11 protein-coding genes are annotated in these 12,759 nt (G+C 73.8%); 5 read left to right on the top strand and 6 right to left on the bottom strand.

What is annotated here, in order from left to right; all coding sequences use genetic code 11:
- Positions 1 to 2: 2 nt before the first annotated feature.
- From ACSNN9_RS15800 to ACSNN9_RS15785, 4 genes are all read right to left on the bottom strand, one after another.
- Positions 3 to 626 (bottom strand): GTP-binding protein, encoded by a 624-nt coding sequence (locus ACSNN9_RS15800; RefSeq protein ID WP_357883642.1) that lies wholly within the window; start codon positions 624 to 626, stop codon positions 3 to 5.
- Complete coding sequence (locus ACSNN9_RS15795) at positions 607 to 972, bottom strand: DUF742 domain-containing protein (protein WP_091627805.1); 366 nt, start codon at positions 970 to 972, stop codon at positions 607 to 609. Before ACSNN9_RS15795 ends, ACSNN9_RS15800 begins: the two co-directional genes overlap by 20 nt.
- An 89-nt stretch (positions 973 to 1,061) precedes the next feature.
- Positions 1,062 to 1,469 (bottom strand): roadblock/LC7 domain-containing protein, encoded by a 408-nt coding sequence (locus ACSNN9_RS15790; RefSeq protein WP_067359650.1) that lies wholly within the window; start codon positions 1,467 to 1,469, stop codon positions 1,062 to 1,064.
- Positions 1,466 to 4,654, bottom strand: a complete 3,189-nt coding sequence (locus tag ACSNN9_RS15785) for a sensor histidine kinase (protein WP_436673935.1) — start codon at positions 4,652 to 4,654, stop codon at positions 1,466 to 1,468. Before ACSNN9_RS15785 ends, ACSNN9_RS15790 begins: the two co-directional genes overlap by 4 nt.
- A gap of 446 nt (positions 4,655 to 5,100) precedes the next feature.
- Here ACSNN9_RS15785 and ACSNN9_RS15780 point away from each other — a divergent pair, with 446 nt between their 5' ends.
- Positions 5,101 to 6,276, top strand: coding sequence for an ABC transporter substrate-binding protein (locus tag ACSNN9_RS15780; protein ID WP_436673934.1), 1,176 nt, complete (start codon positions 5,101 to 5,103; stop codon positions 6,274 to 6,276).
- 54 nt (positions 6,277 to 6,330) lie between these two features.
- Here ACSNN9_RS15780 and ACSNN9_RS15775 read toward each other — a convergent pair whose 3' ends face one another.
- Together ACSNN9_RS15775 and ACSNN9_RS15770 are read right to left on the bottom strand one after the other, a co-directional pair.
- A complete protein-coding gene (locus ACSNN9_RS15775) occupies positions 6,331 to 7,188 on the bottom strand; it encodes an ABC transporter permease (protein ID WP_436673932.1) in 858 nt (285 codons plus the stop codon).
- Positions 7,189 to 7,285: 97 nt separating this feature from the next.
- A complete protein-coding gene (locus ACSNN9_RS15770) occupies positions 7,286 to 8,317 on the bottom strand; it encodes an ABC transporter substrate-binding protein (RefSeq protein WP_436673930.1) in 1,032 nt (343 codons plus the stop codon).
- Between the two features lie 266 nt (positions 8,318 to 8,583).
- Between ACSNN9_RS15770 and ACSNN9_RS15765 the strand changes: the two genes are divergently transcribed.
- The 4 genes from ACSNN9_RS15765 to ACSNN9_RS15750 form a co-directional block, all read left to right on the top strand.
- On the top strand, positions 8,584 to 9,369 hold the full coding sequence (locus ACSNN9_RS15765) for an ABC transporter ATP-binding protein (protein WP_436673929.1): 786 nt from the start codon (positions 8,584 to 8,586) through the stop codon (positions 9,367 to 9,369).
- Positions 9,370 to 9,371: 2 nt separating this feature from the next.
- Positions 9,372 to 10,322, top strand: coding sequence for an LLM class F420-dependent oxidoreductase (locus ACSNN9_RS15760; RefSeq protein WP_436673959.1), 951 nt, complete (start codon positions 9,372 to 9,374; stop codon positions 10,320 to 10,322).
- Positions 10,319 to 10,621 (top strand): cupin, encoded by a 303-nt coding sequence (locus ACSNN9_RS15755; protein WP_358094063.1) that lies wholly within the window; start codon positions 10,319 to 10,321, stop codon positions 10,619 to 10,621. Before ACSNN9_RS15760 ends, ACSNN9_RS15755 begins: the two co-directional genes overlap by 4 nt.
- Before the next feature lie 75 nt (positions 10,622 to 10,696).
- Positions 10,697 to 12,759 (top strand): hypothetical protein (locus tag ACSNN9_RS15750; protein ID WP_436673926.1); only part of this gene is annotated, 2,063 nt, incomplete at its 3' end.

Here is a 12,759-nt window from a genome sequence, read left to right as displayed (position 1 = left end):
GCTCAGCCGACCGGCGCCGGGTAGCCCCGGCCCTGCTCGGCCTCGAGGCGGAGCATGGCGTGCTCCACGACGGTCACCAGCACCTGCTTCACCGCGTCGCGATGCCGGGCGTCGGTCAGCACCAGCGGGACGTCCGGCGAGATGGCCAGCGCCTCGCGGACCTCCTCCAGCTCGTACTGCGGCGCGCCGTCGAAGCGGTTCAACGCCACGACGTACGGCAGTCGGCGGTTCTCGAAGTAGTCCAGCGGCGCGAAGGCGTCGGTGATCCGGCGGGTGTCCACCAGCACGGCCGCCCCCACCGCGCCCTTGATGATCTCGTCCCACATGAACCAGAACCGGGTCTGGCCCGGCGTGCCGAAGAGGTACAGGATCAGGTCCTCGGCCATGGTGATACGGCCGAAGTCCATGGCGACCGTGGTGGTCTGCTTCTCCGGCACCTTGGACGGGTCGTCGATGCCGACACCGGCTGCGGTCATCACCGCCTCGGTTCTCAGCGGGGTGATCTCCGAGATCGCGCCGACCAGGGTCGTCTTGCCCACGCCGAAGCCGCCCGCGACCACGATCTTCGCGGAGATGATTCCCCGGTTTCGGCGGGCCCCGGCGGGGTCATAGCCTGCGAAGTCCACTTAGCACCCTTCCAAGGATTTCCATCCGCTCCTCGAACCCCTCGGCGGGAGCGGCAGTGTGTAGCGTCAGCAGGCTCTCGGCCACCATGTCGGCGACCAGCACCCGGGTGACGCCCAGCGGCATCCGGGTGTACGCGGAGATCTCGGCCAGCGACTGTGCCCGGCCCTCACAGACGGTGGCGATGCGGTGCTTGTCGTGCCCCGCGAAGCGTGCCTCCGCGGCCTGGGTCGGGCTGGCCGTCAGGACCGCCTCCAGGGCGATGTCCATTCGGGCCTCGGTCCGGCCGCGGGTGACCGCGTACGGCCGTACCAGCGCACCACGTGGGTCCACGCGCCGTTGGTCCATCGACGATCACCTCCTCTCCCGGCCGGGCCCCTGGTCGGGCGCCGGATCCTCTCGTTCCTGGCGACGCGCGGCCCGCACGTCGCGCCCCGCTAGGACCGCACCGCGTCCCGGGGCAGCGGCACCAGCGCCGCACCCACGCGCTCGACCAGCAGCGCCATCTCGTAACCCACCTGGCCGACGTCGCAGCTGCGGGCCGCCAGCACGGCCATCGACGAGCCGTCGCTGATCGACATCAGGAACAGGTAGCCGCTGTCCATCTCGATGACCGTCTGGAGCACGCCGCCGGCGCTGAACATCCGGGCGGCGCCCTCGGTCAGGCTGACCACGCCCGAGGTGATCGCCGCGAGCTGGTCCGCCCGGTCCGCGGGCAGGTCCCGCGAGGAGGCGAGCAGCAGCCCGTCGGCGGACACCGCCACCACGTGGGCGATCCCCGCCACGCTGTCGGCGAAGTTGGTGAGCAACCAACTCATGTCCTGCATGGCCGCTGGCCTGTTCATCGACTCGTCTCCTTGGTCGAGGTGCTGTTCTCGTCCGTGCCGGCCGCCCGGCCGCGCTGCACGCCGCGGTGGTAGGCCGACAACAGGCCCCGAACTTCGTCCGGGGTACGCCGGCTGCGGTCGCGGCCGCCCCGGGGCTCGATCCCGCCGGGCACGAGCTGTGCCTGCGGCTGCCGCTTGGGCAGCCCCGAGCGGGTGGTGCCGGCGGTGGCGGGGGCCGCCGCCCGGCTGGCCCGGGTCCAGCCCTCGTCTGCCGCCGTGCGCCAGGCGTCCGCGTCGGTCGCGGGCGCCGCCGGGGGCGCGTCCGCGACCGGCGCCGCGGGAGGCGCCGCGGGGGGCGTGTCCGGCGTGCTGGGCCGCGCCGCGGCCGGCGGGGTGTACGACGGCGGTGCCGGCTGCGCGGACGGCGGGGCGGTGTCGGTGCTGCCCGGCGTACGCGTGGGCAGCCGTGGCACGCGGGGCTGCGCCGGTGCCGACTGGGCGACCGGCGTCCCGGCGGCCGGGGCTCCGGCGCTCGGCGCTGCGGCGGCCTGCGCTGCGGCGGCCTGCTGCGCCGCGGGCGACTGGCTGAAGTCCGGACGGGTGAAGATGGCCGTGGCGTCGTTACCGTGCGACCGGAACCACACCGCCTCCATCTCCCGGAAGATCGGTGCCTCGGCCGGCAGCTCGGCGCGCGGGGTGATCGGCGCGGCGGGGGCGGGCGGGGCCGTCGCGGCCAGGCCGGCCCCGAGGCCGCGACCGGTGCCCGGGTCGCTGCCGAAGCCGGCGGCCGATCCGGCCAGCCCCGCCGACAGCCCGGTGGTGGCCGGGGAGCCGGCGATCGGGCCGACCGGCAGGACCGGCCCGCCCGGCGCCTGGGCCTCCGCGTTGCCGGGAACGCGCTTGGGCAGCGCGTCGACCGTGGGGTACGCGACGGTCGGCGTACCGACCGAGGCGCCTCCGCCGGCGAAGGCCGGCCGGGCCGGGGGCGCCGCCGGGGCGGCCGGCTGCGCCGACGTCAGGCCGCCGGCCTGCACCGGAGGCGCGGTGTCGCGCGCCTGCTCCGGGGCCTGCCACGGCGCCGGCGCGGCGGAGCGCCACTGGTCGGTGAGGGTGGCGGAGGCGGTACGCCCCGCGCCGACGGCCGGCTCGGCAAGGCCGGCCGGGGTGAGCGGGTTCTGCTCGACCGCGAGCGGCTGCCGGGGCCGGGTGATCTGCGGGTCCCGACTGTGCACGGCCGGCAGCACCACCGTCGCGGCGGGCAGCGTCACCTGGGCGACCGTGCCGCCCTCGACGTTGCGGCGCAGCTCCACCCGGATGCCGTAGCGGGAGGCCAGGCGGCTGACGACGGCCAGACCCATCAGCCGGAACGCCGCGACGTCGACGCTCGGCGGGGCGGCCAGTCGGCGGTTGAGCGAGTCGAGCTGGTCGTCGGTCAGGCCGAGACCCCGGTCCTCGACCTGGATCAGGACGTAGTCCCGGATCCGCCGGCCGTCGGCGACCACGGTGGTGGTCGGCGGCGAGAAGCGGGTGGCGTTGTCGAGCAGCTCGGCGACCAGCCGGACCACGTCGTTGACCGCGTGCGCGGCCACCGAGATGTCGGTGTCGACGGTGCCGAACTCGATCCGGTTGTAGAGCTCCACCTCGGACTGGGCGGCCCGCAGCACGTCCACCAGGAGGGCGTCGTCGCGGCGCGGCACGGCCGAGTCGGCGCCGGCCAGGACGAGCAGGTTCTCGTCGTTGCGGCGCATCCGCGTGGCCAGGTGGTCCAGCTCGAAGAGCTGCGCGAGCCGCTTCGGGTCCTCCTCGCCGCGCTCGATCGCGTCGAGCTCGCCGATCATGCGGTCGACCAGGGTCTGACTGCGCCGGGCCAGGTTGAGGAACATCGCCGAGACGCTGGTACGCAGCGCGGCCTGCTCGGCCGCCACGCGGACCGCCTCGCGGTGCACGACGTTGAAGGCGAGCGCCACCTGGCCCACCTCGTCGCGGTTGTTGAGCTGGATCGGGTCGCGTACCTGCCGGACGATCTCCTCGACACCGCCGTCGCCGACGTTGCCGACGTTCTGCAGCCGCTTCACCGCGTCCGGCAGGTCGTGGTTCGCCACCGAGAGGGCGCCCTCACGCAGCCGGCGCAGCGAGTGGTTGAGCGAGCGGGCCAGCACCACGGCGAGGGTCACCGCGACGATGAGGGTCAGCAGCACCAGCCCGGTCTCGATGAAGGCCTGCCGGATGACGTCCGACCGGGCCTGGTCGGCCTGGCTGAGCAGCCGGTCCTGGAGCCGGATCTCCGCCCACCGCATCAGGTCGTTGACCGCGCCGATGGCGGCGGTGGCGTCCTGGGCGGAGACCAGCGAGCTCTGCCCGACCGAGCGGGTGATGTCGGCGGCCACCCGGTCGGCGAGGGTGACCGCGTCGCCGGAGACCGTGCTGTCGACCAGGGCGCGCTGGGTGGGGTCGGCGGCCAGGGAGAAGGCGACCAGCGCCTCCTGCTGGCGGGTCAGTGTCGCCACGAAGGAGGAGAACTGCTCCTCGTCGAGCTTGCCGGCGACGAGGGCGGTGAAGACCACCGACTGCTCCTCGGCGACGGCCGCCTTGGCGCGGGCGAACGCGGCGACCGCGCGCCGGGCGTCCGCGAGCTGCTCGTCGCCGGGCAGCTGGGCCAGCCCGTCGCCGTACGCGACCAGGTCGGTGATGATGACCCCGTAGCGGAGCGTCGCCTCGGCGACGGCCATCTGCTGGCGGTCCAGCACCTCCTGCCGGGTGCTGGCGAGCGTCTCCAGGTGCTCGTCGATGGTCGCGAGCCGCTCCTGCACGGCGGTCGGCACCTGGCCGACGCGTCCGCGCTCCGCCCGGTACGCCTCGACCCGCGCGTCGGTGCTGCGCACCCGCAGGTTGTAGGCGTCGGCCTTCTGCTGCGGCGTCGCCAGGAAGGCGGCGGCGGCCATCCGCTCGGCGTGCAGGTCCTGCGTCAGCGCGGAGACGTCGATGGAGAGCGCGGTCAGCGCGCGGGCCTGGTTGGCGTCGAAGGTGTTCTCACCGACGGCGACGAGTCGGACCGTGGCCAACGCGAGCACCGCGGCGAGCGGCACGACCAGGATCAGGGCGAGCTTGGAGCGGATCCGCACGTCGCGGAGCCGGGGCAGCCGACGCCGCTTCGGCTGATCGGTGTCGCCACTCGCGGGCAGGGTCGTCGGTCCGGTGCTCACGACATCGCCTCCGTCGTTTCTTCCACGCCTGCCCCGCCGACTCGCGCCCGGTGCAGCGGACTGCGCCACACGCGGCACGGCCGCGATTTCATCAGAAGCGATCCTGTTTGGGAAGTCGCGACGGGGTAGGAAACGGTCGGAGGGCTCGCATCCCGTGATCCGGTCAACTAATACCTTCAATTCTCCATGCCCGTGAACAGGGCATGTAACTCCAGAGTGGTCATCCGTGTCGTATTAGTAAGCGTTTGCAAACTTCCCGTTGCCCCACCATGTGGGATACGCGTCCCGAAACGCTTCGGACGCTCCGCTTGACCGCAGGGGCCCGGCGTTGGCAAGGTTTTGCAGGCTTCGCGCACACCGTACGGCAGACCGATCCCGTTCCTCTACTGAGGACGGACAACCCGGCGGTGACCGGGCACCGCCCGGGCCGCATCTGGAGGACTGAGTTGAGCCCCATCCGCTCCGCGAGCGCCGCGGCGCTCGCATCGGCCGTGTTGGCCACCACGCTCACCGGCTGCCAGTTCGGGGCGGACGAGCAGGACACCAGTCCCATCGTCATCGCCGCCGACCTGGAGCTCTCCGGCGCGGCGGCGCCCGCCGGCAAGGCGTACCAGCGGGCGCTGGAACTGAAGGTCGAGCAGCTGAACTCCTCCGGCGCGCTCAACGGCCGGAAGGTCGAGCTGCGGGTGAAGGACAACCGGTCGGACGCGAGCGAGTCGCTGCGCAACATCGGTGACTTCAGCAGCGATTCCCAAGTCAGCGGGATCATCATGGGTGGCTGCAACGAATGCGCCGTCGGCGCCGTACGCACCATCAACGAGAAGCGAATTCCCACCATTGCGCTCGCCGCGTCCAGCGCCGTGTCCAGTCCGGTGGCCGAACGACGGTACGTGTTCAAGCTCTCCCCGAACGCGGCCGACAGCGCCGCCACCCTCGCCGCGGAGATGCGCCGCAAGGGCGTGCGCAAGGCGGGCGTGCTGCACAGCGAGGACGCCTACGGCCGCGAGGGATCGACCGCGCTGCGCGCCGAGTTCGCGAAGGCCGGCATCAAGCTGCTGCGCGAGGAGGCGGTGCGTACCACCGACACCGAGGTCGGCCAGCAGGTCAAGAACGTGCTCGCGAAGAAGGTGGACGCGCTGGTCGTCTGGACCCCGGCCGAGCAGGCGACGCTCGCCGCCACCGCCGCGCAGCAGGCCAAGTTCGAGGGCGAACTCTTCTTCGACGCGGCGGCGGCCGGTGACCTCTTCCTCGGCTCCCGGGCGGCCGAACGTGCCACGCTGGTCTTCACCCAGACCATGGTGATCGACGACGTCATCGCCACCACCCCGGCGAAGGCGGCCCGCCGGCAGTGGTTCCAGGACTACACCGCCCGCTTCGGCGGCTACAACGGCTCCTCCTCGTTCGCCGCCGACGCGGTGCAACTCATCACCGACGCCGAACTGCGCTCGGGCGGCGAGCCCGGCCAGGTCGACCGCGACAGCATCCGGGACGTGCTGGAGACGACCCAGTTGGACGGTCTTTCCGGGCCGATCCGGATGACGCCGGACAACCACTCCGGCCTGATGCCCCAGGCCCTCACGACCCTGGTCGCGCGCAACGGGCGCTGGCGCCTCGCGGGCTGACCGGCGGTGTGGCCCGCCGCACCCGGCGGGCCACACCATCGGCTGGTGCGGGGATCAGCGGGCCGACGTGGTGGCGCGGACCCACGGCAGGGCGAGGCGCTCGACCAGGGACAGTGCGCTGTAGAGCAGGATGCTCATCAGCGCGATCAGCACGATCGCCGCCCAGGCGGTCGCGGTGTCCCCGATGCCGTTGTACTGCAGGATCTGGTAGCCCAGCCCCGCCTTGTCGGAGTAGAACTCCCCGATCACCGCCCCGATCGCGGCCAGCGGCATCGCCACCTTGAGCCCGACGAAGATCTGCGGCAGCGCGGCCGGGAAGCGCACCTTGCGGAACGCCTGCCACCACGAGGCGTTCAGCGACCGGGCCAGTTCGGCCAGGTCGGCCGGGGTGGTGGTGAGACCGGTCGCCGTGGAGAGCACGATCGGAAAGAAGCAGAGCAGGAACACCATGGTCAGGATCGGCTTCGCACCCCAGCCGACCGAGACCACCAGCAGCGGGCCGAGGGCGATCTTCGGCACGGCGTTGACCGCCACCAGCAGCGGCGCGAACATCCGCTCGACGCGCCGGGACGCGGCCAGGGCCATCCCGATCAGCACCCCGGCGACCGTCGACAGCAGGAATCCGACCAGGGTCATCGTGGTGGTCACGCCGAGCGCCGGCATCAGCACGTCGCTCCCCGCGACCAGTGCCTGCCACACCGCCTGCGGCGGGGGCAGCGACACCGGGTGCACCAGCTCCAGTCCCGACGTGACCAGCCACCATGCGGCCAGCGTGATCACGGCGCCGAGCAGCGGCAGCCCGACGGCCGCCGGGCGTACGCCGGACCGGCGCGCGGGCGTGGGCCGGGGCGCGCCGGCGCCCGCGGGCTCCGTCCCGGTATGGCCGGACCGGGTACCGGTCGTCTCCGTCACGGGTTCTCCTCTCCTGCCGGCCGGGCCGGCACGCGACGAGGGTGCGGCCCCCGGGTCGCCCCGGTGGACCGCACCCCCGTGCCGCGGTCGACGTCGATCAGGCCTTCGGCGCGAGGTTGAAGTCGATGATCTGGTCGGGGGTGATGTTCTGCTTGAGCGCGCCGGCGCCCTGCAGGATCGCGATGCTCTTGGCGACCCGCCCGCTGTCCAGGGTGCCGAGCTGGGTGCCGGAGTTGTTGGAGCGCACGTAGCCGGCCATGAGCTGGAGCTCGGCGGCGGCCGCGGCGGGGTTCGCGGCGTCGACGTTCTTCTTCAGCAGCTCGCCCGCCTCCTGCGGGTTGGTCAGCGCGTAGTCCAGCCCCTTCATCAGGGCGGCGGTGAACCGCTTGACCATCTCCGGCTTCTCCTTGGCGAGCTTGGCGGAGGTGATCAGCACGTTGCCGTAGAGGTCCTGCATCACGTTGCTGTACGGCAGCATGACGGCCTTCTGCTTGGTCACCGTCTCGATGGTGGGCTGGCCGACGACGAACTGGCCGATGCCGTCCACCGTGCCGGAGCCGAGCATGCCCATCAGGTTCTGGGCGTCGCCGTTGACCCAGGTCACCTTGCTCGCGTCCACGCCGGCCATCCGGGCGTACGTCGGGAAGAGGTTGCGCACGACGGAGGTGGGTGTGTCGGCGAGCTTCTTGCCCTCCAGGTCCTTGGGCGACGCGATGCCCTTGCCCTCGACGGTGGCGATGGCGGCCATGGTGCGCTGCTGGATCGCCGCGACCGCGACGAAGTCCTTGGCCTGGCCGTTGCCGACCTGGAGCAGACCGCCGGTAAGGTCGATCGGGCCGAACTGGGCCTGGCCGCCGACGATCTGCTGGATCACCGCGCCGGTGCCCTGACCGGGCTTGATGTCGACGTCGAACCCGGCCTCCTTGAAGAAGCCCTTCTCCTTCGCGACCCAGGCGTAGGAGTCACGGCCGAAGTTGCCGAACGAGGTGAGGTAGGTCACCTTCTCCAACGCCCCGCCGCTGCCGCCCTTGGCGTCGGCGCCGGAGTCCGAGTCGCCGCTGCACCCGGAGACCAGGGCGAGGGCGGTGGCCAGCGCAGCGGCAGCGACCGTACGGGTCAGCCTTCTCATCAGTGCACCATGTCCTTTCCGACCGGAGCGGCGCGCCGCCGCCGGAGGGGGTTGTTTCGGCGCGCCGGCGGAGGGGTATGCCGGCACACCGTCGTGAGGGGACTCTTCGCGGGCACAGCGTACGAGAAAGCGCCCTTCGCAATGCCAGGCCGTATGGGTTTCGTTACGGAAAAATCCTGGCCTCCACCCCGGACGACCTGCCGTCCACACGGGCCGGTTACCCTGGGCCGCGATTGCTGATCGCCGACTCAGGGAGGCCGCCGGAGATGATCCAGCTTTCCGGGGTGTCCCGCACCTTCGACGGCCGCAGCGGCCGCGTCGAGGCGCTGCGCGGCATCGACCTCGACGTGGCGGCGGGTGAGTTCGTCGCCGTGCTCGGCCGCTCCGGGTGCGGCAAGTCCACCATGCTGCGTTTGATCGCCGGCCTGCTCCCGGTGAGCGAGGGCAGGATCACCGTGGCCGGCACGCCGATCACCAAGCCGCGCCCGGACATCGCGATGCTCTTCCAGCGGCCGGCCCTGCTCCCCTGGCGCACGGTGCTGGACAACGTCCTGCTCCCGGTGGAGATGTTCGGCTGGAAGCGGGCCACGCACCGCGACCGGGCCCGGGAACTGCTGGACCTCGCCGGACTGGGCGGCTTCGAGAAGCGGCTGCCGCACGAACTCTCCGGCGGCATGCAGCAGCGGGTCTCGCTGTGCCGGTCGCTGATCGGCGAGCCCCGGGTGATGCTGATGGACGAGCCGTTCTCCGCGCTCGACGCGCTCACCCGCGAGGAGCTCTCCGGCGAGCTGCAACGCGTGCACATGACGTCCGGGGCCACCGTCGTCTTCGTCACCCACTCGATCGACGAGGCGGTGCTGCTGGCCGACCGGGTGGTCGTGCTCAGCCCCCGGCCCGGCCGGATCCGCAAGGTGGTCGACGTGAACATCCCGCGACCGCGCACCCTCGGCCGCAACGCACACCTGGCGGACGTCGCCCGCGTCAGCGCCGACCTGCACGAACTCCTCATGGAACGGGACCTGCCGGCGACAGCCGGCGCGGAGGGACGATGAGCATGCGGGTCACCGTCTTCACGGAGCCGCACCGGGGCGCCAGCTACGACGACCAGCTCCGCTTCGCCCGGCTGGCCGAGGACGGCGGCTTCGAGGGCTTCCTCCGCGCCGACCACTACCAGGCCATGGGGGACGAGCCGGCGCTGCCCGGCCCGACCGACGCCTGGCTGACGCTGGCCGCGCTGGCCCGGGAGACCAGCCGGATCCGGCTCGGCACCCTGGTCACCTCCGCCACCTTCCGGCTACCCGGTCCGCTGGCCGTGATGGTGGCCCAGGTGGACCAGATGAGCGGCGGCCGGGTCGAGCTCGGCATCGGCGCCGGCTGGTACGAGCGGGAGCACACCTCCTACGGCATCCCGTTCCCCCGCGTCGGCGAACGCTTCGACCGGCTGGCCGAGCAGCTGGAGATCCTGACCGGACTGTGGGGGACGCCGCCGGGCGGGACGTACAGCTTCACCGGCGAGCACTACCGGCTGCGGGACGCCCCCGCGCTGCCGAAGCCGGTGCAGGTGCCCGGCCCGCCGATCATCGTCGGCGGCCGCGGCCCGAAGCGCACCCCCGAACTCGCCGCCCGGTACGCCGACGAGTTCAACATGCCGTTCAAGACCGTCGCGGAGACCGCCGCCGCGTACGAGCGGGTGCGGGAGGCCTGCGACCGGACCGGCCGGGCCGAGTCGGGACGCGCCCCGCTCACCCTCTCCGCCGGGCTCGTGGTGGCGATCGGCCGCACCGACGCCGAGGCGCACCGCCGTGCCGCCCCGCTGCACGTCAAGAGCGCACTGCCGCCCGAGGACCCGGTGGTCGGCTCGCCCGCGCAGCTCGTCGACCGGATCGGCGAGTTCGCCGCGATCGGCGCCACCCGGGTGCACCTGCGGCTGATCGACTTCGCCGACCTCGACCACCTGGAGCTCATCGCCGCCGAGGTGCTCCCCCGACTGGACGGAACCCGATGAGCGACGCGCACCTCGAACTCGGCCCGGTGGGCCAGGAGATCGTGTACGAGAACGACCGGGTCCGGGTCTGGCACATCCGCCTGGAGCCGGGTGAGCGGCAGCCGCTGCACCGGCACGACCACCCGTACCTGGTGGTGGCGATCCAGGGGGCGAAGAACGTCGTGCAGACGATCGACGGCACCCTCATCGACGCCGACGAGCCGACCGGCGGGGTGGTCTACCGGGATCCGGGTGCCGTGCACATGCTGACCAACGTCGGCGACACGACGTACCTGGCCCGGCTGGTCGAGCTGAAGTAACCGCTGGCCGGCGGGTCGCCCCCGCTCGCGGCGCGCCGGTGGCGGCCTGGTCAACAGGTGCGTAACGTGCCGGACATGGCCTTTCGGACCTGGGGCAGACTGCTGCTCACCGCGCTCGGAGTGAGCCTGCTGGTCGGGGCCGGTCAGCTCGGCATCGCCTTCGGCTTCGGCATCGTCCGGCTCACCGGCACCTTCACCGGCGCCACCGTCAACCAGTGGCCGGCCCAGCTCGTCTGGGCGGGCTGGTTCGCGGCGAACGCCGCCGTGGTGGGCGCGGTGCTCACCGAGCGCCTGGCCCGCCGGAACGGAGGGCTGGTCGGCACCGGGCGCATCCTCGCCGTCGCCGGCGCCGCCGCGCTGGGCGCCACCGTCGTCGCGCCGCTCTGCATGCAGCCGGCCCGGGCGGCCGAACTCGTCTCGGTGGACCCGGTCTGGGCCGTCGGCATCTGCGCGGTCCTCGGTGCGCTGGTCGGTGCGGGCGCCGCCCTCGCCGTACTGCTCCAGCCGCCGGTGGGATGGAACATGGCCGCCGTCGCGGGCACGATCTGGCTGCTGGCCCTGATCTCGGTGACGCCGTCGCTGTTCTCCACCGGGCCGCTGGACACCGTACGACTGGGGGTGCTGGAGCCGGCGTCGCTCGACGCCGACGCGGCGCAGCGGCTGGCCCTGGTGGTCCTGCCGCTGGTGGCGCTGCTGGCCGGCGCGGCGACCGGCGGGCTGGCCCGGTGGCGCGGCCACCCGCCGCTGGTCAGCGGCGCGACGGGGGTGGCGGGCCCGGTGCTGGTCGCCTTCGCCTACCTGACGGCCGGCCCGGGCGACACCGCCGACCGCTACCAGCTCACCCCGTACTACGCGGCGCTGCTCGCGGTGGCCGCCGGCGCGCTCGGATCGGCCGCCGCCGCGCTGCTGCGCTGGCCGCTCGTCACGCGCACCGCGCCCACCGGAGCCATCGAGCCGACCGACATCCTCCGCCCACTGCCCACCGGCCCGGCCCTGCCGCGGACCCCGGCGCCCACAGGCGGCGACGAGCCGGAGACGGTCGACCTGGCCGGCGCCACCCTGGCCGTCGCCGAACCGACTGGCGGTACGGGCTCCGGCGCGGTCACCGCCGCCGGCGACGCCCCGGCGCCCCGGGCCGTCCCCCCGCACTGGGACTGGCCCGCTCAGGCAGGAACCGTCCCGGCTCCCGCCGCCGACGCCCCGGCCGATCCGCAGTGGACGGCCGTGTCGCCGGCCGACAACCCGCCCGCCGCCGACCGTCTGGCCGGACCGGCCACCGCCCCCACGCCCGGCGGCGCCGACCACCACGCCCCGGTGGCCCTGACCGTCCCGGCCGCCCCCGCCGCAGAAGCGGCACCGGCCGGGCAGGCGACGCCCGGCGCGCAGCCCGCCGGGGAGACGGCTCCCGCAGGACGGCCGACCGGAGGCGCGACGCCCTCGGTACAGCCGGCCGAGGCGGCGACCCCCGCCGGAGAGCCGGCCGCCGGAGAGCCGCGCTCGGTACAGCCGGTCGAGGGGCTGACGCCCGCCATACCGCCGGCCGATGCCACGCCCGCCGGACAGCCGGCCGACGGGGCGACGCCCGCCGGAGAGCCGACGGGAGCGGCCGTGGGACAGCAGGTCCCCCCTGGCGCGCCCAAGCCACGCCGCACCCGCAAGCCCCGGTCGCCGCGCCAGCCTGCCGCCGTGGCACCGGAGAACGTGGACCCGACACCGGCCGCCGTGACACCACAGGATGCGGACTGGACGCCCGCCGCCGCAGGCGCGACCGGGGCGAACGCGCCGGTCGCGGCGGTGCCGCCGTCGTCCCCGGACGCCTCCGCCGTCTCCGCACCGGCACCGGGCGCTCCGACCGCCGAGCCCGCCACCACCAGCCCGACCGGGACCGCAGCCGAGCCCGACACGACGACCGGCGCCCAGCCCGACACGACGACCGGCGCCCAGCCCGGCACCACGACCGGGGCCGAGCCGGGCACCACGGCCGGAGCGGGTTCCGGTGCGCCGGGGTCGCACGGCGGCGGCCCTCGCGCGGTGCCGCTCTTCACGGCGGCCGGCGGGTCGGCGCCCGGTCGGGCCGCCGAGCCGGACTCCGGCACCGTGCCCCCGCCCGCCCCGGCGTGGCCGGCTGCGCCCCGGCC

Origin of the sequence: Micromonospora sp. URMC 107, from assembly GCF_051386315.1 — a bacterium.
Taxonomy (GTDB): domain Bacteria; phylum Actinomycetota; class Actinomycetes; order Mycobacteriales; family Micromonosporaceae; genus Micromonospora.
This window is presented reverse-complemented; position numbering and strand designations above follow the sequence as displayed.

What these genes read in the sequence shown, in the direction of transcription:
- ACSNN9_RS15795 (WP_091627805.1), bottom strand. Translation starts at nt 972, where the DNA reads ATGGACCAACGGCGCGTGGACCCACGTGGTGCGCTGGTACGGCCGTAC.
- ACSNN9_RS15790 (WP_067359650.1), bottom strand. Translation starts at nt 1,469, where the DNA reads ATGAACAGGCCAGCGGCCATGCAGGACATGAGTTGGTTGCTCACCAAC.
- ACSNN9_RS15770 (WP_436673930.1), bottom strand. Translation starts at nt 8,317, where the DNA reads ATGAGAAGGCTGACCCGTACGGTCGCTGCCGCTGCGCTGGCCACCGCC.
- ACSNN9_RS15765 (WP_436673929.1), top strand. Translation starts at nt 8,584, where the DNA reads ATGATCCAGCTTTCCGGGGTGTCCCGCACCTTCGACGGCCGCAGCGGC.
- ACSNN9_RS15760 (WP_436673959.1), top strand. Translation starts at nt 9,372, where the DNA reads ATGCGGGTCACCGTCTTCACGGAGCCGCACCGGGGCGCCAGCTACGAC.
- ACSNN9_RS15755 (WP_358094063.1), top strand. Translation starts at nt 10,319, where the DNA reads ATGAGCGACGCGCACCTCGAACTCGGCCCGGTGGGCCAGGAGATCGTG.